General features: G+C 74.8%; 21 protein-coding genes. 15 read left to right on the forward strand and 6 right to left on the reverse strand.

Going from position 1 to position 20,898, the window contains the following annotated elements; translation table 11 throughout:
* Nucleotides 1–157: 157 nt before the first annotated feature.
* The 8 genes from argC to argH are packed head-to-tail and all read left to right on the forward strand — an operon-like array spanning nucleotide 158 to nucleotide 8,598.
* Entirely contained in the window at nucleotides 158–1,159 is a 1,002-nt protein-coding gene (gene argC, locus ACTMTB_RS28255; RefSeq protein WP_441149215.1) for an N-acetyl-gamma-glutamyl-phosphate reductase, read from the forward strand.
* Complete coding sequence (argJ, locus tag ACTMTB_RS28260) at nucleotides 1,156–2,328, forward strand: bifunctional glutamate N-acetyltransferase/amino-acid acetyltransferase ArgJ (RefSeq protein WP_441149216.1); 1,173 nt, start codon at nucleotides 1,156–1,158, stop codon at nucleotides 2,326–2,328. The genes argC and argJ overlap by 4 nt, the downstream gene beginning before the upstream one ends.
* Nucleotides 2,325–3,212 (forward strand): acetylglutamate kinase, encoded by an 888-nt coding sequence (argB, locus tag ACTMTB_RS28265; RefSeq protein ID WP_441149217.1) that lies wholly within the window; start codon nucleotides 2,325–2,327, stop codon nucleotides 3,210–3,212. The genes argJ and argB overlap by 4 nt, the downstream gene beginning before the upstream one ends.
* Nucleotides 3,209–4,483 carry an acetylornithine transaminase gene (locus ACTMTB_RS28270; protein WP_441149218.1) on the forward strand — a complete coding sequence of 425 codons (1,275 nt, stop codon included), beginning with the start codon at nucleotides 3,209–3,211 and terminating at the stop codon, nucleotides 4,481–4,483. Before argB ends, ACTMTB_RS28270 begins: the two co-directional genes overlap by 4 nt.
* Entirely contained in the window at nucleotides 4,480–5,406 is a 927-nt protein-coding gene (gene argF / locus ACTMTB_RS28275; protein ID WP_441149219.1) for an ornithine carbamoyltransferase, read from the forward strand. Before ACTMTB_RS28270 ends, argF begins: the two co-directional genes overlap by 4 nt.
* The gene (locus ACTMTB_RS28280) at nucleotides 5,403–5,918 is read left to right on the forward strand and encodes an arginine repressor (protein WP_280837074.1); all 516 of its coding nucleotides are present in this window, start codon (nucleotides 5,403–5,405) and stop codon (nucleotides 5,916–5,918) included. The genes argF and ACTMTB_RS28280 overlap by 4 nt, the downstream gene beginning before the upstream one ends.
* A complete protein-coding gene (locus ACTMTB_RS28285; protein ID WP_210778356.1) occupies nucleotides 5,915–7,117 on the forward strand; it encodes an argininosuccinate synthase in 1,203 nt (400 codons plus the stop codon). Before ACTMTB_RS28280 ends, ACTMTB_RS28285 begins: the two co-directional genes overlap by 4 nt.
* Before the next feature lie 17 nt (nucleotides 7,118–7,134).
* Nucleotides 7,135–8,598: an argininosuccinate lyase gene (gene argH, locus ACTMTB_RS28290; protein ID WP_441149242.1), complete on the forward strand. Its 1,464-nt coding sequence runs from the start codon at nucleotides 7,135–7,137 to the stop codon at nucleotides 8,596–8,598.
* Between the two features lie 37 nt (nucleotides 8,599–8,635).
* Here argH and ACTMTB_RS28295 read toward each other — a convergent pair whose 3' ends face one another.
* From ACTMTB_RS28295 to ACTMTB_RS28305, 3 genes are all read right to left on the reverse strand, one after another.
* Nucleotides 8,636–8,989 carry an MmcQ/YjbR family DNA-binding protein gene (locus ACTMTB_RS28295; RefSeq protein ID WP_346534861.1) on the reverse strand — a complete coding sequence of 118 codons (354 nt, stop codon included), beginning with the start codon at nucleotides 8,987–8,989 and terminating at the stop codon, nucleotides 8,636–8,638.
* A 204-nt stretch (nucleotides 8,990–9,193) separates the two neighbouring features.
* Nucleotides 9,194–9,613 (reverse strand): DNA-binding protein, encoded by a 420-nt coding sequence (locus ACTMTB_RS28300; RefSeq protein WP_441149220.1) that lies wholly within the window; start codon nucleotides 9,611–9,613, stop codon nucleotides 9,194–9,196.
* 31 nt (nucleotides 9,614–9,644) lie between these two features.
* The gene (locus ACTMTB_RS28305; RefSeq protein WP_441149221.1) at nucleotides 9,645–12,164 is read right to left on the reverse strand and encodes an AMP-binding protein; all 2,520 of its coding nucleotides are present in this window, start codon (nucleotides 12,162–12,164) and stop codon (nucleotides 9,645–9,647) included.
* A 75-nt stretch (nucleotides 12,165–12,239) separates the two neighbouring features.
* On the opposite strand from ACTMTB_RS28305, the gene ACTMTB_RS28310 reads away from it, so the two are divergent.
* From ACTMTB_RS28310 to ACTMTB_RS28335, 6 genes are all read left to right on the forward strand, one after another.
* Nucleotides 12,240–12,863 (forward strand): DNA-3-methyladenine glycosylase, encoded by a 624-nt coding sequence (locus tag ACTMTB_RS28310; RefSeq protein ID WP_357610162.1) that lies wholly within the window; start codon nucleotides 12,240–12,242, stop codon nucleotides 12,861–12,863.
* A gap of 82 nt (nucleotides 12,864–12,945) precedes the next feature.
* Nucleotides 12,946–14,022 (forward strand): WD40/YVTN/BNR-like repeat-containing protein, encoded by a 1,077-nt coding sequence (locus tag ACTMTB_RS28315; protein ID WP_441149222.1) that lies wholly within the window; start codon nucleotides 12,946–12,948, stop codon nucleotides 14,020–14,022.
* A 2-nt stretch (nucleotides 14,023–14,024) separates the two neighbouring features.
* On the forward strand, nucleotides 14,025–14,300 hold the full coding sequence (locus ACTMTB_RS28320) for a ubiquitin-like small modifier protein 1 (protein ID WP_088962682.1): 276 nt from the start codon (nucleotides 14,025–14,027) through the stop codon (nucleotides 14,298–14,300).
* A gap of 77 nt (nucleotides 14,301–14,377) precedes the next feature.
* The gene (locus ACTMTB_RS28325; protein ID WP_441149223.1) at nucleotides 14,378–14,689 is read left to right on the forward strand and encodes a hypothetical protein; all 312 of its coding nucleotides are present in this window, start codon (nucleotides 14,378–14,380) and stop codon (nucleotides 14,687–14,689) included.
* A gap of 342 nt (nucleotides 14,690–15,031) precedes the next feature.
* A complete protein-coding gene (locus tag ACTMTB_RS28330) occupies nucleotides 15,032–16,138 on the forward strand; it encodes an LLM class flavin-dependent oxidoreductase (RefSeq protein ID WP_441149224.1) in 1,107 nt (368 codons plus the stop codon).
* Nucleotides 16,135–16,758, forward strand: coding sequence for an FMN reductase (locus ACTMTB_RS28335; RefSeq protein WP_441149225.1), 624 nt, complete (start codon nucleotides 16,135–16,137; stop codon nucleotides 16,756–16,758). Before ACTMTB_RS28330 ends, ACTMTB_RS28335 begins: the two co-directional genes overlap by 4 nt.
* 4 nt (nucleotides 16,759–16,762) lie before the next feature.
* Here the strand turns inward: ACTMTB_RS28335 and ACTMTB_RS28340 are convergent, their stop codons facing one another.
* Complete coding sequence (locus ACTMTB_RS28340) at nucleotides 16,763–17,644, reverse strand: universal stress protein (RefSeq protein ID WP_441149226.1); 882 nt, start codon at nucleotides 17,642–17,644, stop codon at nucleotides 16,763–16,765.
* Nucleotides 17,645–17,895: 251 nt separating this feature from the next.
* On the opposite strand from ACTMTB_RS28340, the gene ACTMTB_RS28345 reads away from it, so the two are divergent.
* Nucleotides 17,896–18,366 (forward strand): cyclic nucleotide-binding domain-containing protein, encoded by a 471-nt coding sequence (locus ACTMTB_RS28345; RefSeq protein ID WP_154937978.1) that lies wholly within the window; start codon nucleotides 17,896–17,898, stop codon nucleotides 18,364–18,366.
* Here the strand turns inward: ACTMTB_RS28345 and ACTMTB_RS28350 are convergent.
* Together ACTMTB_RS28350 and ACTMTB_RS28355 are read right to left on the reverse strand one after the other, a co-directional pair.
* On the reverse strand, nucleotides 18,342–20,408 hold the full coding sequence (locus ACTMTB_RS28350) for a M48 family metalloprotease (RefSeq protein ID WP_441149227.1): 2,067 nt from the start codon (nucleotides 20,406–20,408) through the stop codon (nucleotides 18,342–18,344). The genes ACTMTB_RS28345 and ACTMTB_RS28350 overlap by 25 nt on opposite strands.
* Complete coding sequence (locus tag ACTMTB_RS28355) at nucleotides 20,405–20,875, reverse strand: hypothetical protein (RefSeq protein WP_441149228.1); 471 nt, start codon at nucleotides 20,873–20,875, stop codon at nucleotides 20,405–20,407. The genes ACTMTB_RS28350 and ACTMTB_RS28355 overlap by 4 nt, the downstream gene beginning before the upstream one ends.
* Nucleotides 20,876–20,898: the final 23 nt, after the last annotated feature.

Raw genomic sequence — 20,898 nt, forward strand, 5'->3', positions numbered from 1 at the left:
TCCCGCCCGGCCCGGTTCGCCTCCCGCGACCCGGGCCGGGCCTTTTGCTGCCCGGTGACCGGAGTCACGATCACATGCCCATGCAGTGGGACGTATGAACTTGCAGTGAAGGGGTCCGGGCCGTTAGCCTTCTCTGCATAGTCATGCGGAGGTGAGTATGGGCATTCGAGTCGCGGTCGCCGGGGCGAGCGGATACGCCGGGGGTGAGCTGCTGCGCCTGGTCGCCGGGCACCCCGAGCTCGACCTCGTCGCCGCCACCGCCCATTCCCGGGCCGGTCAGCCCGTCAGCGCCGTACACCCGCAGCTCGCCGGCCTCGACCTGACGCTCACGGCGACCGACCCGGCGGCCCTGGCCGACGCGGACCTGGTCTTCCTGGCCCTGCCGCACGGCGAGTCGGCGGCCCTCGCCGCCGCCCTGCCGGCGACGGTCAAGGTGGTCGACCTCGGCGCCGACCACCGGCTGCACGACGCCGACGCCTGGGCCCGTTACTACGGCGGCCGGCACGCCGGCGCCTGGACCTACGGGCTGCCCGAGCTGCCCGGCCAGCGGGCGGCGATCGCCGCCGCCACCCGGGTGGCCAGCACCGGCTGCTACGCCGTGGCCACCACCCTCGCCCTGGCCCCGCTGATCGCCGCCGGCGCGGTCTTCCCCGCGGACGTGGTGGTGGTCGCCGCCTCCGGCACCTCCGGCGCCGGCCGGGCCGCCAAGGCCCACCTGCTCGGCAGCGAGGTGATGGGCGACCTGTCGCCCTACAAGGTCGGCGCCCACCAGCACGTACCGGAGATCAAGCAGGCCACCGGCGCGACCAGCCTCTCCTTCACCCCGGTGCTCGCGCCCATGCCGCGCGGCATCCTCGCCACCGTCACCGCGGTGCCGACCGGCGACGCCGACCCGCGCGACGTGCTGGCCCGGGCGTACGCGGACGCGCCGTTCGTGCACGTCCTGCCCGAGGGCGCCTGGCCGCACACCGCCGCCACAGCCGGCGCGAACTCCTGCCACCTCCAGGCGGGCGTCGACGTCGACTCCGGCCGGGTGATCGTGGTCAGCGCGATCGACAACCTCGGCAAGGGCGCCGCCGGCCAGGCCGTGCAGTGCGCCAACCTCATGCTCGGCCTGCCCGAGACCACCGGCCTTTCCGTCTTCGGAGTCGCGCCATGACAGTCACCACCCCCCGGGGATTCCGGGCGGCCGGGGTCGCCGCCGGGCTCAAGACCAGCGGCGCCGCCGACCTCGCCCTCGTCGTCAACGACGGCCCTGACGCCGGGATCGCCGGCGTCTTCACCGCCAACCGGGTCAAGGCCGCGCCGGTGCTCTGGACCCAGCAGGTCGTCCGGGGCGGCGTGGTCCGCGCCGTGGTGCTCAACTCCGGCGGCGCCAACGCCTGCACCGGCCCGGCCGGTTTCCAGGACACCCACGCCACCGCCGAGCACACCGCCGCCGCGCTGACCTCGGTCAGCCCCCGGCTGATGCTCGGCGCCGGCGAGGTCGCGGTCTGCTCCACCGGCCTGATCGGCGAGCGGCTGCCGATGCAGAAGCTGCTGCCCGGCGTGCGCAGCGCCATCCGGGGGCTCGGCCGCGACGGCGGCACGGCGGCCGCCGAGGCGATCATGACCACCGACACCCGGCCGAAGACCACCGTCGCCAAGGGCAGCGGCTGGACCGTCGGCGGCATGGCCAAGGGCGCCGGGATGCTCGCCCCGGCCATGGCGACCATGCTCTGCGTGCTCACCACCGACGCGGTCGCCGGGCCGGAGGCGCTCGACGCCGCGCTGCGGGCCGCCACCCGGGTCACCTTCGACCGGATCGACTCCGACGGTTGCATGTCGACCAACGACACCGTGCTGCTGCTCTCCAGCGGCGCCTCCGGCGTCGAGCCCACCGACGCCGAGCTGACCGCCGCGGTCACCGCCGCCTGCCACGACCTGGCCCAGCAGCTCATCGCCGACGCCGAGGGCGCGACCAAGCAGATCGCGATCGAGGTGGTCGGCGCCGCCACCGAGGCCGACGCGGTCGAGGTGGGCCGGTCGGTGGCCCGGAACAACCTGGTCAAGACCGCGCTGTTCGGCAACGACCCGAACTGGGGGCGGATCCTCGCCGCGGTGGGCACCACCGCCGCCGCCTTCGAGCCGGACGGCGTCGACGTCGCGGTCAACGGGATCTGGGTGTGCCGCTCCGGCGCCGCCGCCGAGGACCGCGCCAAGGTCGACCTGTCCGGCCGGGACGTCACCATCCGGATCGACCTGCACGCCGGGTCCTCGGCCGCGACGATCTGGACCAACGACCTGTCGCACGCGTACGTGCACGAGAACTCGGCGTACTCGTCATGAGCCTCTCCGCCGACCTCACCCGGGCCCAGGTCAAGGCCGAGACGCTGATCGAGGCCCTGCCCTGGCTGGCCCGCTTCTCCGGGGCCACCGTCGTGGTCAAGTACGGCGGCAACGCCATGGTCGAACCGGCGCTCCAGCGCGCCTTCGCCGCCGACATGGTCTTCCTCCGGTACGCCGGCCTCAAGCCGGTCGTCGTGCACGGCGGCGGCCCGCAGATCTCCACCATGCTCGGGCGGCTCGGCATCGCCAGCGAGTTCCGGGGCGGCCTGCGGGTCACCACCCCCGAGGCGATGGACGTCGTCCGGATGGTGCTGGTCGGGCAGGTCGGCCGGGAACTGGTCGGGCTGATCAACGCGCACGGCCCGTTCGCCGTCGGCCTCTCCGGCGAGGACGCCGGGCTGTTCACCGCCGTCCGCCGGACCGCGTACGTCGACGGGCAGCCGGTGGACGTCGGGCAGGTCGGCGACGTGGAGTCGGTCGACGTCTCGGCGGTGACCGACCTGATCGCGGCCGGCCGGATCCCGGTCATCTCGACCGTCGCGCCGGACGTCGACGGGGTGCTGCACAACCTGAACGCCGACACGGCCGCCGCCGCGCTCGCCGTCGCCCTCGACGCCCGCAAGCTGGTCGTGCTCACCGACGTGGCCGGCCTGTACGCCGACTGGCCGGACACCACCAGCCTGGTCAGCGAGATCACCGACGACGAGTTGGCGAAGCTGCTGCCGTCTCTGGAGTCGGGGATGGTCCCGAAGATGGAGGCCTGCCTGCGGGCGGTGCGCGGGGGCGTACCCGCCGCGCACGTCGTCGACGGCCGGGTCGCCCACTCCACGCTGCTGGAGGTCTTCACCTCGGAAGGATTCGGCACGATGGTGGTTCCCGCATGAGCACGCTGGTCGAACGGTGGGGCCAGGCCCTGATGGACAACTACGGCACGCCGCCGCTGGCGCTGGTCTCCGGCTCCGGCGCCGTCGTGGTCGACGAGGCCGGCCGGGAGTACGTCGACCTGCTCGGCGGCATCGCGGTCAACGCCCTCGGCCACGCCCACCCGGCCGTGGTGGCCGCCGTCTCCCGGCAGGTCGCCACCCTGGGCCACGTCTCCAACCTGTTCGTCGCCGAGCCGCCGGTGGCCCTGGCGGAGCTGCTGCTGGCCCTCGCCGGCCGGCCCGGCCGGGTGTTCTTCGCCAACTCCGGCGCGGAGGCCAACGAGGCGGCGTTCAAGCTCTCCCGGCTCACCGGCCGCAGCCATGTGGTGGCGGCCCGGGGCGGCTTCCACGGTCGGACCATGGGGGCGCTCGCGCTCACCGGCCAGCCCGCCAAGGCCGACCCGTTCCGCCCGCTGCCCGGCGACGTCACCCACGTGGCGTACGGCGACACCGACGCCCTCGACGCGGCCGTCAGCGACGCGACCGCCATGGTGATCCTGGAGCCGATCCAGGGTGAGAACGGCGTCGTCGTGCCGCCCGCCGGCTACCTGGCCGACGCGCGGCGGATCACCGCCCGGCACGGCGCCCTGCTCGTCCTGGACGAGGTGCAGACCGGGATCGGCCGCACCGGGCACTGGTTCGCCCATCAGGCCGACGGGATCGAGCCGGACGTGGTGACCCTGGCCAAGGGGCTCGGCGGCGGGCTGCCCATCGGGGCCTGCCTCGCCTTCGGTCGGGCCGGGGAGCTGCTCGCACCCGGCTCGCACGGCACCACCTTCGGCGGCAACCCGATCAGCTGCGCGGCCGCCCTGGCGGTGGTCGCCACCATCGCCAGCGAGGGGCTGCTCGACCACGTCAAGCGGACCGGCGAACGGCTGCGCCGGGGCGTCGAGGCGCTCGGCCATCCGCTGGTCGCCGAGGTCCGGGGCGCCGGCCTGCTGCTCGGGATCGTGCTCACCGCCCCGGCCTCCGGCCCGGTCACCGCCGCGCTGCGCGAGGCGGGCTTCCTGGTCAACCCGGTGCAGCCGGACGTGGTCCGGCTCGCCCCGCCGCTGATCCTCACCGCCGACCAGGTCGACGCCTTCCTGACCGCCCTCCCCGCCGCCCTCGACGCGGCGGCGCCCGCCGACACGGCGGCCGACACGGCGGTGCCGGCCGACGCGGCGCCGCCCGCCGACCTCGCGCCGGCCGCCGCCCCGACCACCCCCAGCGCCACGGAGGTCAACGCATGATCCGGCACTTCCTGCGCGACGACGACCTGACCCCCGCCGAGCAGTCCACCGTGCTCGACCTGGCCGCCCGGATGAAGGCCGACCGGTTCGCGTACACGCCGCTGGCCGGGCCACGGTCGGTGGCGGTGCTCTTCGACAAGCAGAGCCTGCGCACCCGGATCTCCTTCGACGCCGGCATCGCCGAGCTGGGCGGCCACCCCCTGGTCGTGGACACCCAGGTCACCCACTTCGGGCGGGGCGAGTCCCTCGCCGACGCCGGGCGGGTGCTGTCTCGCTACGTCGCCGCGATCGTGCTGCGGACCCACGGCGACGACCGGATCACCGAGGTCGCCTCGCACGCCACCGTGCCGGTGATCAACGCCCTCACCGACGGCTACCACCCCTGCCAACTGCTGGCCGACCTGCTCACCGTCCGCGAGCACTGCGGCGGCACCCAGGGGCGGACCCTGGCGTACGTCGGGGACGCCGCCAACAACCTGTCGCACTCCTACCTGCTCGCCGGGGCGACCGCCGGGATGCACGTGCGGGTCGCCGGCCCGGACGGTTTCCAGCCCGACCCCGACGTGGTGGCCCGCGCCGAGAAGATCGCCCTCGGCACCGGCGGATCGGTCCGGGCGCTCGTCGATCCGGTCGAGGCGGTCCGCGGGGCCGACGTGGTCGCCACCGACACCTGGACCTCGATGGGCCAGGAGGACGACGGGCTGGACCGGATCACCCCGTTCCTGCCGTACCAGGTCAACGACGCGCTGCTGGCCCACGCCGCGGCCGACGTGATCGTGCTGCACTGCCTGCCCGCGCACCGGGGCGAGGAGATCACCGACGAGGTGCTGGACGGGCCGCGCAGCGCGGTCTTCGACCAGGCGGAGAATCGCCTGCACGCCCAGAAGGCGCTGCTGACGTATCTCCTGGAGGCCTCCACATGACCGCCCCGCTGACCCGCGCCGCCCGGCACGGCCGCATCGTCGAGCTGATCCGCGACAAGGCCGTCCGGTCGCAGACCGAACTGGCCGACCTGCTCGCCAGCGACGGGATCCAGGTCACCCAGGCCACCCTGTCGCGGGACCTGAAGGAACTCGGCGCGGTCACCGCCCGCGGCGGTGACGGGCGGGCCGTGTACGTGATCCCCGAGGACGGCCACTGGCCGCTGCGCGACGCCGAGGCCGCCCCGGCCCGGCTGGTCCGGCTGCTGCGCGAGCTGCTCAACGGGGTCGACGCCAGCGGCAACATCGCCGTACTGCGCACCCCGCCGGGCGCAGCCCACTACCTGGCCAGCGCGTTGGACCGAGCGGGCCTGCCCGAGATCGTCGGCACCATCGCCGGCGACGACACCATCCTCGTCGTGGCCCGCGAGGCCGTCGGCGGGGCCGCGCTCGGCGACAAGCTCGCCGGGTGGGCCCGCCGGGAAGAAAATGTTGAAGGGAGCACCACACCATGACCGAGCGGGTCGTCCTTGCCTACTCCGGAGGCCTCGACACCTCCGTGGCCATTCCGTACCTCGCCGAGCAGACCGGCGCCGAGATCGTCGCGGTGGCCGTCGACGTCGGACAGGGCGGCGAGGACCTCGACGCCATCCGGCAGCGCGCGCTGGACTGCGGCGCCGTCGAGTCCGAGGTGGTCGACGCGCGCGACGAGTTCGCCGCCGACTACTGCCTGCCGGCGATGCGCGCCAACGCCCTCTACATGGACCGTTACCCGCTGGTCTCCGCGCTGTCCCGGCCGCTGATCGTCAAGCACCTGGTGGCCGCGGCCCGCAAGCACGGCGGCACGATCGTCTCGCACGGCTGCACCGGCAAGGGCAACGACCAGGTCCGCTTCGAGGTCGGGCTGAGCGCCCTCGCCCCCGACCTGAAGATCATCGCCCCGGCCCGGGACTTCGCCTGGACCCGGGACAAGGCCATCGCCTTCGCCGAGGAGAAGGGCCTGCCGATCGACGTGTCGGCCAAGTCGCCGTACTCCATCGACCAGAACCTCTGGGGTCGGGCGGTGGAGACCGGCTTCCTGGAGGACATCTGGAACGGCCCCATCGAGGACCTGTACTCCTACACCGCCGACCCGGCCGAGCCGCGCGACGCCGACGAGGTCGTGATCACCTTCGACGCCGGCAACCCGGTCGCCATCGACGGCGAGACCGTCACCCCGTACCAGGCGATCCTGGAGCTGAACCGGCGCGCCGGCGCCCAGGGCGTCGGCCGGCTCGACATGGTCGAGGACCGCCTCGTCGGCATCAAGAGCCGCGAGGTGTACGAGGCCCCCGGCGCGATCGCGCTGATCACCGCCCACCAGGAGCTGGAGGCGGTCACCGTCGAGCGTGACCTGGCCCGGTTCAAGCGCGGCGTCGACCAGCGCTGGGGCGAGCTGGTCTACGACGGCCTCTGGTTCTCGCCGCTCAAGGGCAGCCTGGACGCCTTCATCGACGACGCCCAGCGGCACGTCTCCGGTGAGGTGCGGCTCACCCTGCACGGCGGCCGGGCGACCGTCACCGGCCGGCGCTCCGAGGCCAGCCTCTACGACTTCGGCATGGCCACCTACGACACCGGCGACACCTTCGACCAGTCCCTGGCGAAGGGTTTCGTGCAGCTGTGGGGCCTGCCGAGCAAGATGGCCGCCGCACGCGACGCCCGGCTGGGCGGCTAGGAACCGTGGCAACCACAATGGGCGGCGTGGACGACAAGAGCCTGACCGAGAACAGCGCCGCCACCAACCGGACGAGCCTGTGGGGTGGCCGGTTCGCCGGCGGCCCCGCCGAAGCCCTCGCGCGGCTGTCGGTGAGTGTCCAGTTCGACTGGCGCCTCGCCCCGTACGACATCGCGGGCTCCCGGGCGCACGCCCGGGTGCTGGCCGGCGCGGGCCTGCTCGACCCGGAGGAGCTGGGTCGCATCCTGGCCGCGCTGGACGACCTGGAGGCGGCCTGCGCCTCCGGGCAGTTCCGCCCGACGGTCGACGACGAGGACGTGCACACCGCCCTGGAGCGCGGCCTGCTGGAGCGGCTCGGCAGCCTCGGCGGCAAGCTGCGCGCCGGGCGGTCCCGCAACGACCAGGTCGCCACCGACCTGCGGCTCTACCTGCGCGACCACGCCCGGGGCGTGGCCGGCCGGCTGGTCGAGCTGGCCGAGGCGCTGGTCGAGCAGGCCGAGCGGCACGTGAACACCGCCGCGCCCGGGATGACCCACCTCCAGCACGCCCAGCCGGTCACCTTCGGGCACTGGCTGCTCGCCCACGTGCAGCCGCTGCTGCGCGACCTGGAGCGGCTGCGCGACTGGGACCACCGGGCCGCGATCAGCCCGCTCGGGGCGGGCGCGCTGGCCGGCTCCGGCCTGCCGCTGGACCCGGTGGCCGTCGCCAAGGAGCTGGGCTTCCGCACGTCCTTCGCCAACTCGATGGACGCCGTCGCCGACCGGGACTTCGTCGCCGAGTTCCTCTTCGTCACCGCGCTGGTCGGGGTGCACCTGTCCCGCCTCGGCGAGGAAGTGGTGCTCTGGACCTCGCACGAGTTCGGCTGGGTGGAGCTCGACGACGCCTTCGCCACCGGCTCGTCGATCATGCCGCAGAAGAAGAACGCGGACATCGCCGAGCTGGCCCGGGGCAAGTCCGGCCGCCTGGTCGGTGGCCTGATGACCGTGCTCACCATGCTCAAGGGCCTGCCGATGACCTACGACCGGGACATGCAGGAGGACAAGGAGCCGGCCTTCGACGCGGTCGACACCCTGGAGCTGCTGCTGCCGGCGCTCGCCGGGATGATCTCCACGATGACGGTACGGGTCGACCGGCTGGTCGCCGCCGCGCCGGTGGGCTTCTCGCTGGCCACCGAGGTGGCCGACTGGCTGGTCCGCAAGGGCGTGCCGTTCCGCGACGCGCACGAGATCACCGGCAAGCTCGTCGCGCTCTGCGTGGCCCGGGACTGCGCCCTGGACGAGGTCTCCGACGACGACCTCGCCACGGTCAGCGAGCACCTGGACCCGAGCGTGCGCGACGTGCTCTCGGTCCGCTCCGCGCTGGCCGCCCGGACCACGCCCGGCTCGACCGGCCCCGGCCCGGTGGCCGACCAGCTCGCCGCCGCCGCCGACAAGTTGGCCGGCTGGCGGGAGTGGGCCAGCGAGCGGGTCGTACCCCGCTGAGTCGACGGGTCGGCGCGGCGCGACGCCGCGCCGACCCTCACACCGTCGGCCGCTCCCGTTTCGGCAGTTTCGCCACCACCGCCTCGTACGAGCCGTCGACGGCCTCGATCAGCTCGTCGTCCGGGATCGCGCCGCCGAGGCGCAGCGAGTTCCACCCCGACCGCCCGATGTACGCCGACGCCTTCGCGTCGTCCGGGAACCGGTGGATCCACTCGTCGGCGACCTCCCGGTTCGGGCCGCACTTCACGCCGACCCGCGCCTCACCGTCCGGCGAGCCGAGGAAGGCGAAGATCCGGCTCCCCACCTTCACCACCTCGTCGCCCTCCCAGGGTTGGTCCAGCCGGGCGCCCGGCTTCCCGAGGCAGTACGCCAGCATCTCGTCGCGCGTCATCGCGTCCTCCCGGTGGCAGCGGTCACCGGCACAGTCTCGCCGACCCGTCCAGCCCCGGGGCCCCTCCGCGCCGACCGGGCGGTCGGGAAGCCGGCCCCGCGGCGCTGATCGGGCAGCCGGGAAGCCGGCGCCTCGGCGCTGATCGGGCCGTCGGGCAGCCGGCGCCTCGGCGTCGCGGGTGGCCGGCGAGAGCGCGATCGCCGCTCAGTCGGTGCCGGCGGTGCGGGCGGACACCCGCTCGAAGCGCTGCTTGGCGGCCTGCGCGCTGCCCAGCCCCAGCCCGAAGGCGATGGCCTGCCAGGTCATGCCGCGCCCCCGGGCGAGGGTCAGCAGCCCGGCCTCCAGGGTGTCGAGCTCGGCGCGCAGGTGGGGCAGGAGGGTCAACGCCGCCGTCAGGTCGGCCTCGTCGACCGGTTCCTCGCCGGGCTCCCGCTCCGCCCCGCCGGCGGCGAGGGCGGTCACCAGCGCGACCGCCTCGTACGGATCGGCCAGGTACGGGTTGGTGTGGCGCCGGCGGCGCGTCTCGGTGCCGGCGTGCCGCGCGGTGATCCGTTCCAGCGCGGCGTAGGTGCGGTGGGCGCGGGCGCGCGCCGCGTCGGGGGCGGTGAAGGCGTCGTCGGTCACGTCTCCAGCAGACCCCACCGCGCCCGCGGTGTCAACGGAATCTTTTCAACAAGCCGTTGATAGCTGGCCCGGCCCGCTGCACCAGGGCGGCGTACCCGACGCCCAGCGCCAGCGACGCCACCAGGGCCAGCAGCGGCTGGTCGCGCAGGTGCGGGTAGACCTGCCAGTGGGTCAGGTAGATGTACAGGGAACTGCCCGCCAGCACGCCGGCGACCCGGTTCAGCGGACCCAGGCTCGGCACGGTCGGCAGCCAGACCAGGAGTGCGAACCCCGCCACGATCAACGCCTCCCGCTGCGGCTGGCCGAAGAAGCCCGGCACGGTGGCCGCCGCGGCGGCGGTGACCAGCAGCCGCTGCCGTACCCCGTCGGCGCGGGCCGCCGCCCACCCGAGCGCGAAGAGCCAGAACGCCACGATCGCCGTCGGCAGGTCGTACCGGGCGTCCAGGCCGAACACGTCGTAGCGGCTGAGCAGCCCGAGCCCGGCGAGGGTCAGCGGCAGGCCGAACGGGTGGCGGCGTTCCAGCCGGTCCAACCCCGGCACCGCCAGCAGGACGGCCACCGCGACCAGGATGTAGACCAGCGCCTCGACGAACCAGAAGTGCCACTCGGTGCGCCCGTCGTCCGGGCCGACGAGGCTGTTGAGCAGCAGCAGGTTGCTCCACCGGTACTGGTCGGTGAGGACCAGCATCGCCGCGATCCAGGCGGTGGTGGGCAGCACGATCCGGGTCAGGGCGGAGCGGACGTGTCGCAGCCGGTCGGTCCGTCCGGCGTCGGTGAGCAGGAACCGGGCGAAGTTGAAGCCGGCCACCCCGAGCAGGAGGTGCGCCCCACCGGTGAGGGTGAACATCGGGATGTGCGAGCCGACGACCAGCACGATCGCCACGGCCCGCAGCGCCACGCTGGTCTCCAGCGCCCGCCGGCGGCGCGGCCGACCGCTGCGCGGCGGGGGCAGCGCCCCGATCGGCAGGGTGTGCCAGTTCGGCGGCAGCTGCCCGAGCACCCGCTCCAGGCGGACCGACATCTCGACGTACGACAGCGAGTCGCCCCCCAGGTCGACGAAGCTGTGTTCCGGGGTCACGTCGGTGCGGTCCAGCACCTCGGCGAAGAGCCGGCACAGGTCGTCGTCGGGGGCGGGGGCCGACGGCGTGGGCGGGGCGACCGGCCCGGCCGCCAACTCGCGCAGCGCCGGGTAGTCCACCTTGCCGGTGGCCAGCCGGGGCAGCCGCGGCAGCGCCAGCACCCGCACCGCCCGGGGTGGCAGGGCCAGCTCGCCCGCGACCAGCCGGCGGACCCGCGCCGGGTCCACCTCGCCGGCCACCGCCACCAGCAGCTCGTCGTCCGCGCCCAGGCAGGCCGCGTCCACGTCGTGCGCGGCCAGCAGCGCCTCCACCCGCTGCGGGTCCACCCGCAGGCCGAGGATCTTGGCGAACCGGCTGCGCCGGCCCACCAGCTCGTACAGGCCGTCCGGGCCGCGGCGGGCCAGGTCGCCGGTGTGCAGCTCGGTCACGGTACGCCCCGACGCCAGGTCGGCCGGGCGCTCGGCGTAGCCGAGCATCACGTTCGGGCCGGCGTACACCAGCTCGCCGACGCCGTCCGGCTGCTCCGGCAGCGCAGCGAGCCGGAACTCGCCGCCCGGCACCGGCACGCCGATCGCCTCCGGTCGGGTGGCCGCCAGGTCCGGCGGCAGGTACGCCATCCGGGCCGTCGCCTCGGTCTGCCCGTACATGACGAACAGGTCCCAGCCGTTGCGCCGGCCCAGCTCGGCGAAGCGGACCACCTTCGCCGGCGCCAGCCGGCCGCCGGCGGCGGTGACGTAGCGCAGGTGCGGCAGGTTCATCGCGGCGAAGCCGACCCGGTCCAGCAGGTCGAAGGTGTACGGCACCCCGGCGAAACTGGTGGCCCGGGCCTGGCGGAACAGCTCCCAGAAGCAGTCGTCGGCGACCGAGCGGTCGGTCAGCACCAGCGCGGCGCCCCGGGCCAGGTGGCTGTTCACCACCGACAGGCCGTAGCAGTAGTGCAGCGGCAGGCTGGTGGCCGCCCGGTCGGTCTCCCGCACCCCCAGGTACTCGGCGATCGACTCGGCGTTGGCCTGGAGGTTGGTGTGCGACAGCCGGACCAGCTTCGGCGAGCCGGTCGACCCCGACGTGCTCAGCAGCAGCGCCAGGTCGGGGTGCAGCTCGTGCGCCGACCCGGCCCGCCGCTCGTGCAGCGTCCACACCCCGTCGACCGGCCCGATCACCACGTCCGGGTCGTACGCCTCGGTCAGCGCCCGCGTCGCCGGGCCGTCGCCGGGCACCAGCAGGACCGGGTGCCCGCCGTGCAGGCCGGCCAGGTAGCCCACCAGGGCGTCGACCGTGTTGGCGCCGGTGACGAGGACCAGCCGCCGCCGCGGACCCAGCCGGCGCGCGGTCTCGGCGACCCGGCCGGCGAGCTCGGCGTACGACAGCACGCCGTCGGCGGTGACCACGGCGGGGCGGTCACCGTGGTCGGCCAGGTCGCGGGCGAAGGACACCGCGCGCACGGCCGGCAGCAGGTCAGGCGGGTGCGTCACGGGGGTCACTCTAAGGTGAGGCAACCCTAATCAGAAGTGCAGGTGGCGAGACACACGGCTGGGTACCGTGGTCGCGTGACCTCCTCCCGCACCGACCTCTCGCCGCTGGCCGACCTGCTGGCCGGGCCGCTGGTGCCCGCCGCGCGCGGGCTGCTCGGCTGCCGACTCTCCGCCGGTGGCGTCACCGTCCGGATCACCGAGGTCGAGGCGTACGCGGGGACGGCCGGCGACCCCGCCTCGCACGCGCACCGGGGGCGCACCCCGCGCAACGCCGTCATGTTCGGCCCGGCCGGCCACGCCTACGTCTACTTCACCTACGGCATGCACTGGTGCATGAACGTGGTCACCGGCCCGGACGGCGAGGCCGCCGCGGTGCTGCTGCGCGCCGCCGAGGTGGTCGACGGCCTCGAAGCGGCCCGCGCCCGCCGACCCGCCGTACGCCGGGACGTCGACCTGGCGCGCGGCCCGGCGCGGCTCTGCGCGACCCTCGGCATCGACCGCTCGGCGTACGGCCTGGACCTGCTCGGCGACGGCCCGGTCCGGCTGCGGCCGGCGGTGGCGCCGGTGCCGGAGGCGGCGATCTCCGCCGGCCCCCGGGTCGGGGTGACCGGGGCGCACGACGTGCCCTGGCGGTTCTGGATCACCGGCGATCCGACGGTGAGCAGCTATCGGCGGCACGTCCCGCGCGCGCGGGGTTGAGCTTCCCGGCGTGGCCGGGCGATTCTGTCGGGGGGTGTGGCCATAATCACGCCACGCGTTCACGACTGATCGGAGGACGGTCATGCCCACGCTGCTCGCGATCGGCACCGCCAAGGGGCTCTTCCTCGCCACCAGTCCGGGCGGGCGCGGCTGGGAGGTGAGCGGCCCGCACTTCCCGATGACCGGGGTCTACGCCGTCGCCGTCGACCCCCGCCCCGGCACGCCCCGACTGCTCGTCGGGATGACCAGCTCGCACTTCGGGCCGAGCGTCGCCACCAGCGACGACCTCGGTGCCTCCTGGGCCGAGCCGGAGCTGGCGCCGGTGGCCTTCCCGGCCGACACCGGCGCCAGCCTCGGCCGGGTCTGGCAGATCGTCCCGGGCGGCGCGGACGCGCCGGAGGTGGTCTGGGCGGGCACCGAGCCCTCCGCGCTGTTCCGCTCCACCGACGGCGGGCGCAGCTTCACGCTGGTCCGCTCGCTCTGGGACCACCCGCACCGGGAGCAGTGGGGCGCGGGCTTCGGCGGCCAGGCGGTGCACACCGTGCTGCCGCATCCGCGCGACCCCGACCGGATCCTGGTCGCCATGTCCACCGGCGGGGTCTACCGCTCCGAGGACGCCGGCCGGAGCTGGTCGCCGGGCAACACCGGCATCCGGGCCTACTTCCTGCCCGACGAGTGGCCCGAGTTCGGCCAGTGCGTGCACAAGGTCGCCCGGGACGCGGGCAACCCGGAGCGGCTCTACGCGCAGAACCACCACGGCGTCTACCGCTCCGAGGACGACGGCCGCACCTGGACGTCGATCGCCGATGGCCTGCCCAGCGACTTCGGCTTCCCGATCGTGGCCCACCCGTCGCGCCCCGGCACGGTCTTCACGTTCCCGCTGGTCGCCGACTCCCAGCGGTACCCGGTCGACCACCGGTGCCGGGTGTTCCGCTCGACCGACGCCGGCGACAAGTGGGAGCCGCTGTCGGTGGGGCTGCCGGACGAGCCGTTCCACCCCTCGGTGCTGCGCGACGCGATGTGCGCGGGCGGGGCGGGCGACGTCTACTTCGGCACCCGCTCCGGCGAGGTCTACGCCAGCCGCGACGACGGCGACTCCTGGTCGCTGGTCGCCGCCCACCTGCCCGACGTGCTCTGCGTCCGGGCGGCGGAGGTCTGACGATGGTCACCGTGCTGGTGCCGGGTCCGCTGCGCGGTGAGGCCGGCGGCGCGAGCCGGCTCACCGTGGAGGCCGCCGGATCGGTCGGGGCCGTCCTCGACGCGCTCGCCGACTCCTGGCCCCGACTGGCCCGCCGGATCCGCGACGAGCGGGGCGAACTGCGCCGGTACGTCAACGTCTACGTCGACGGGGAGGACTGCCGGCACGCCGGGGGAGTGGCCGCGCCGGTCGCCGACGGGGCCGAGGTGCAGGTGCTGCCCTCGGTGGCCGGCGGCTGACGCCCGACGGGGCAGCCCACGTATCCATGATCCGCTAGCATTCGGCGCTCACCTACGACGGACAGGGGAGCGGCGGCATGGACGCGCACCAGGCGGGTTACCTCGTGGGGCGGCTGGCCTGCCTCGTCATCCCGCTGCTGCTGATCGTCGGGCTGGTCGTGCTCGGCGTGGTCCTGCTCGTCCGCAAGGGCCGTCGGACCACGCCGCCGCACCACCCCGGCGGATTCCACCCGGCGCCCGGGACGTTTCCCACGCCGCCCTATCTGGCCCCGCCGTCGTCCGGCCGGTGCTACCCCGTGCCCGGGCCGCCCGCTCACCCCGGGCCGGAGCCGCACGGTGAGAGGTACCCGCCGCACGGGTGGTCGCCGCCGGGAGATGGTTCGAGGTGAGCGACATGCCTGCCAGGCATATTGATGCCTCACCGGCATGTCGCTCGCTCGAACATCGATCAGCCGGGCACTGCCGCTGACGTCGCAAAACTCGCCGCCGGCCCGTCGCCGGCGCGCTTTGCGGCGTGTCGCGGTGACCTCGCCGCCGGAGGGCGCGACACGCCGCAAACGGCAGCGGGCCGAGCGACGCGTCCAGGTGATGTCCGGGGGAAGCGCCGCCCCCACGGTGACCGGGGCCACCCCATGACACTTCGACGGTGGAATAGTTGATTCGTCAAATATGTTGTGGGCAGCGTCCGGGTGGCCACCGCGGCCCCGGTCTTCCCACGCGAGGAGCTGGTCATGCAGTTCGGAGTCTTCACCGTCGGTGACGTCACGGTCGACCCGACCAACGGTCGGGAACCGACCGAGCATGAGCGGATCAAGGCGATGGTGGCCATCGCGCTGAAGGCCGAGGAGGTCGGCCTCGACGTCTTCGCCACCGGCGAGCACCACAACCCGCCGTTCGTGCCGTCGTCGCCCACCACCATGCTCGGCTACATCGCGGCCCGCACCGAGCGGCTGCTGCTCTCCACCTCGACCACGCTGATCACCACCAACGACCCGGTGAAGATCGCCGAGGACTACGCCATGCTCCAGCACCTGGCCGACGGCCGGGTGGACCTGATGATGGGTCGCGGCAACACCGGGCCGGTCTACCCGTGGTTCGGCCAGGACATCCGCAACGGCATCCCGCTGGCCATCGAGAACTACGACCTGCTGCGCCGGCTCTGGCGCGAGGACGTCGTCGACTGGCAGGGCCGCTTCCGTACCCCGCTGCAGTCGTTCACCTCGACGCCGCGCCCGCTCGACGGCGTACCGCCGTTCGTCTGGCACGGCTCGATCCGCAGCCCGGAGATCGCCGAGCAGGCGGCCTACTACGGCGACGGCTTCTTCGCCAACCACATCTTCTGGCCCAAGGAGCACACCCAGCGGATGGTCGGTCTCTACCGGCAGCGCTTCGCCCACTACGGGCACGGCAGTCCGGAGCAGGCCATCGTCGGCCTCGGCGGGCAGGTGTTCGTCCGGAAGAACTCGCAGGACGCGGTCCGGGAGTTCCGGCCGTACTTCGACAACGCCCCGGTCTACGGGCACGGCCCGTCGCTGGAGGAGTTCAGCCGGGAGACCCCGCTGACCGTGGGCAGCCCACAGCAGGTCATCGACCGCACGCTGGGCTTCCGCGAGTACGTCGGCGACTACCAGCGGCAGCTGTTCCTTCTCGACCACGCGGGCCTGCCGCTGAAGACCGTCCTGGAGCAGCTCGACATCCTCGGCGAGGAGGTAGTTCCCGTGCTGCGCAAGGAGTTCGACGCGCTGCGCCCCGCGCACGTGCCCGAGGCGCCCACGCACGCCTCGCTGCTCGCCGCCCGGGACGCCGCCGGCCCGACCGGCGCGGAGGCGGCCCGATGACCCGGCGCACCCTGGCCGTGGTCTCGGCCGGTCTCGGCCAGCCCTCCTCGACCCGACTGCTCGCCGACCAGCTCGCCGCGGCCACCCGCGACGAGCTGGTCCGGCGCGGCCACGAGGTCGAGCTGCGCACCATCGAGCTGCGCGACCACGCGCACGACGTGGTGAACAACATGCTCACCGGGTTCCCGTCGGCGGCGCTGCGCGAGGCCCTGGACACGGTGGCCGGCGCGGACGGCGTCGTGGCGGTCACGCCGATCTTCAACGCGTCGTACAACGGGCTGTTCAAGTCCTTCTTCGACGTGGTGGAGGCCGGGTCGCTGGTCGACCGGCCGGTGCTGATCGCCGCCACCGGCGGCACCGCGCGGCACTCGCTCGCCCTGGAGCACGCCCTCCGCCCGATGTTCAGCTACCTGCGGGCCGTGGTGGTCCCCACCGCGGTCTTCGCCGCCCCCGAGGACTGGTCGGGCGGCACCGCCGACGGCGCGCTGCGCGGCCGGATCCAGCGCGCCGCCGTGGAGCTGGCCGACCAGGTGGAGCGCCGACCGCCGTCGACCGGCCCGGTCGACCCGTTCGCCCTCACCACCGACTTCGCGCAGCTTCTCGGCCGCCGGGACGGCTGAGGGGTCAGTCCGCCCGGTCGTACGGGTGGGCGACCAGCACCGGGCAGTGTGCGTGGTGCACGACCGTCTGGCTGACGGAGCCGAGCAGCAGCCCGGTGAAGCCGCCCCGGCCCCGGGTGCCGATCGCCAGCATCGAGGCCGCACCGCTCGCCTCGATGAGCCCCTGCGCCGCGCCGGCCGCCCGGACCGGGTGCTCGCGCACCACCAGGTCCGGGTGGTCGGCCCGGACGGCGGCGGACGCCCCGGCGAGCAGCCGCACCGCCTCCGCCTGGTACGCGGCCTGCGACTCCTCGACCTCCTCCGGCACCGGACGGTCCCCGTCGGGCGGGCCGACGTGCACCAGCACCAGCGGCACGTCGCGGCGGGCCGCCTCGTCGGCGGCGTACCCGGCGGCCAGCCCGGCGGACTCCGAGCCGTCCACCCCGACCACCACCGGCCCGTCCACCGGGATCGGTTGCTCGTCGGGGCGGACCACCAGCACCGGGCAGTGCGCGTGCGCGGCGACCTGGGCGCCGACCGAGCCGAGCAGCAGTCCGGCGAAGCCGCCCAGGCCCCGGCTGCCCACCACCACCAGCTCGGCGCGGCGGGACTCCTCGATCAGGGTGGCGCCCGGGCCGCCGGCGACCTGGCGTACCTCGACGGTCAGTCCGGGCCACCGGTCGGCGAGCTCCGCCGCGGTGCGTTCCAGCATCTTCCCCGACTCCTCGGTGGGCGCCGGCAACCCCAGGTCGTACGGGTTGAGCGGCACCCCGTAGCCGAGCGGATGCAGGTAGCCGTGCACCAGGTGCAGCGGCCGGCGGCGCAGCGCGGCGGCCCGGGCCGCGTGCTCGGCGGCGACCAGGCTGGACGGCGATCCGTCGACGCCCGCCACGACCGGTCGGTTCATCAGCCCTCCCACGACTCGTCAGCTCATTGTCGACGTACCCGGCGCACGGCACGGGCATTCGGCGCCGACCCGCGCGCCGCCACCCATTGTCGGCGCCCTGGGCGCCCGTGGATCGGCGGCGGCCGGACGGCGGCGGCCTTTCGGTCGCCGGGGCCGGGACCATCGGCCCTGACGTCGTCGGCCGGCACGGTGTGCAATGGAGTCAGGACACCGAGGTCCCCCGGCCCCGCCGAGGTGAGGAGGACCAGCCCATGACCCCGCTGGACATGCTGCGTGAGCACCCGTTCCTGACCGGCCTGCCGCCGGAGTGGCTGCCCCGGCTGACCGGGTACGCCCGGCCGGTGGCCTGGCATCCCGGCCACCGGCTGTTCCGCGCCGGCCAGCCGGCGGAGCGGTTCTGGCTGGTCCGGGGCGGCGAGGTGGCGCTGGACTTCCCGGTGCCCGGGCGGGGCGATGTCGGCATCGAGATGATCGGTCCGGGTGGGGTGCTGGGCTGGTCCTGGCTCTTCCCGCCGTACCGCTGGCAGTTCGGCGCGGTCGCCGTGCGGCGCACCACGACGGTGGAGTTCACCGCCGCGGGAGTGCGCCGGTTGATGGACTCGGACGACGCGCTCGGCCGGCAGCTCACCACCCGGTTCATGAGCGTGGTGGTGGACCGGCTCCAGGCGTCCCGGGGGCGGCTGTTGGACCTGTACGGCTACCCGACGTCGTCGGCGAGCTGATAGGTCCGCTTCCGCTGCGGGGGGCGTGGCGCGCCGACCGGCGGCCGCCGGCGCCGCCGGCCGATCAGGGTACGCGCGGCGAGCGCCGCCGCGACGGCCAGCAGGACGACCGCGAGCGCCTGACCGAGGAAGGTCCCCACCGCGTACGTCAGGTCCTCGGGCCGGGCCGCCACGGGACCGTCGGCCCACTCGGCCAGCTGTGCGTCCAGCCCCGCCGCCAGCACCAGCCACCCCGCCCCGGCGGCGAGCGGGCCGGCCGACGCCCGGGGCAGCAGAACCGCCAGCGGCACCGCCACCAACAGCGTCACCTGGAGGGCGAGCGCGGCGGTCGGGGTGCCGAGCCGGGGGTCCAGCGAGGTCCAGACGTCGAGCGCCACCGCGTCGGCGACCCCCAGCCGGGGCAGCGCCAGCACGAGCAGCGCGCCCGACAGGGCCGCCCCGGCCGCCGTGACCAGGGCACCCCGGGTGCTCCGGCGCGGTGTCACCACCAGCAGCGCGAGGGTGGCCAGCGACAGCACCCCGACCGCCCACGGCGTGCCGGCCACCCGCAGCGCCAGCCGCACGGTGTCCAGCGGTCCGCACTCCACCGCGTAGTGGTCGCACTCGTACGCCCACCCGCCCACCCACAGCAGCGTCTCCCAGGCCAGCAGCAGCACGCCGACCCCGACCGGCAGCGCCGGCAGCAGCAGGACCCGGCGACCCACGGAGGTGGCCGGGGCGGCCCGCCGCACCAGCCCGGTCAGCCACCGGCAGAGCAGCACCGCCGCCGCAGCGAGCACGACCAGGCTGGGCAGCAGCGGCCACCCGTCCGGCCGTGGCTGGTGGACCAGTCCGGCGTACGGGGCGAGGTACGTCCCGGCGAGCAGCCCCGCGGCGAACACCGCCCCGAGCGCGGCGGGCCGCTCCGGGCGCCCGGCGAGGTGGCGTCCCCGTACGTCGCGCCAGACGCCATCGGCCAGGAAGATCGCCGGCTGGATCGCGGCGAGCGCCAGCACGGCGAGCCCACCCCAGAGCACCTCCTCGCCGGCCGGCACGGCCAGCACCTCGTCGGCGACCATCAGCTCGACGAGGAGCTGCGCGTTGGTCAGCGCGACCGCGGTGAACACGCCGCCGGCGAAGAGCTGCCCGAGCGGGAAGGTCAGCGCGGCGGTCGGGTCGGCCAGCGCGGCGAGGCGGGTGGCCACGCTCGGGTGCCGGTCCCACAGCCGCTCCCACAGCCGGCTCGGCAGCCCCCGGGGCGCCTCGGGCCCCTGGTGCAGGGCGACCCGGATGCCGTCCGGGTCGCCGCCGGCGGCGCGGACGTCCGCCTGGTGCTCCCGCAGCCGCAGGAACGCCCGGGTGGCGAGCTCGGCGAGGACGGCCAGCAGGGCCGCCCGCACCACCACGCCGAGCGCCCCGCCCGCCGTCAGCGGGCCCGGCACCCAGATCAGCAGGGCGAGCATCAGCAGCCCGGTGCCCAGCGCGGTGGCCCGGGTGCTGATCCGCAGCACGGTGGCGAAGCGCAGCCGCAGCAGGTCGTGGTTCTGCACGTGGGCCAGCTCGTGCCGGAGCACCGCCTCGAGGACCGCCCGGCCCTCCGGGCCCTTCGCCGCTGTGGCGAGCAGTTCCGGCCCGAGCGCCACGTAGGGCTTGTCGCCGGTGCCGCCGGTGAAGGCTCGCCGTCCCAGCCGGGTGCCGAGCAGCACCGGGGTCGGCCGGCGCAGGGTGACCGAGGCGAGCACCTCGGCGATCACCTCCTCGGCAGCGCGGAACATGCCTGGTTCCAGCGGCCGGGTGTGGCGCCGCTGCCGCCGGGTCTGCCAGGCGAAGAGCACCACACCGGGCACCGCCAGCAGGTTGAAGAAGTTCGACATCCGCACGAACATCTCGCTGCACGGGTGATCGAGCACGTCCCCGAGGCCGCAGCCGGGCCGGGCGAGCACGGTCAGCCCGAAGACGACGGCGAGCAGCACCGCCGAGCTGAACACCAGCGCGGCGAGCGGGAGCAGCAGGAAACCGGTCTCGTCCGGCCGTGCGCGCCAGACCGGGGTCGGCGCGCTCACCGGTCGGGCTCCGGGTCGAGCACCAGGGCCGCGACCACGGCGTCGGCGATGGCCGCGGCGAGGGCCGGTTCGGCGCCCAACGCGGTGGCCCGCGCGGACGCCACGGCCCGCACCCGGGCCAGCTGCTCCCGGCTGAACTCGGCCGGCGGTGGCGGCGCCGGTCGCCGGCGCAGCGCGCCGAACAGGCCGCGGGTGGCCCGGCCGCCGAGCTGTTCCAGCTCGCCCTCCGCGCCGCGCAGCAGCGCCCCGGTCACGGTCGCGCAGACCAGCGTCACCACCGGCGTCACGGTGGCGACCGCGTCGAGCACTCCGAACTCCAGCCGGCCGCCGTCGGTGGAGGTGTCCACCCCGGTCAGGTACGGCGCGGCCAGCACGTCGAAGGCGGGCAGCTCCTCGGGGGCGAGGTGGGCGACCACCGTACGGGCGAGCACGGTTATCCGGTCGACGTCGACAGGTCTGGGTGACATGCCTCATTGGTAGCGGGCGGTGA

The organism is Micromonospora sp. L32, assembly GCF_052068055.1.
Taxonomy (GTDB): domain Bacteria; phylum Actinomycetota; class Actinomycetes; order Mycobacteriales; family Micromonosporaceae; genus Micromonospora; species Micromonospora purpureochromogenes.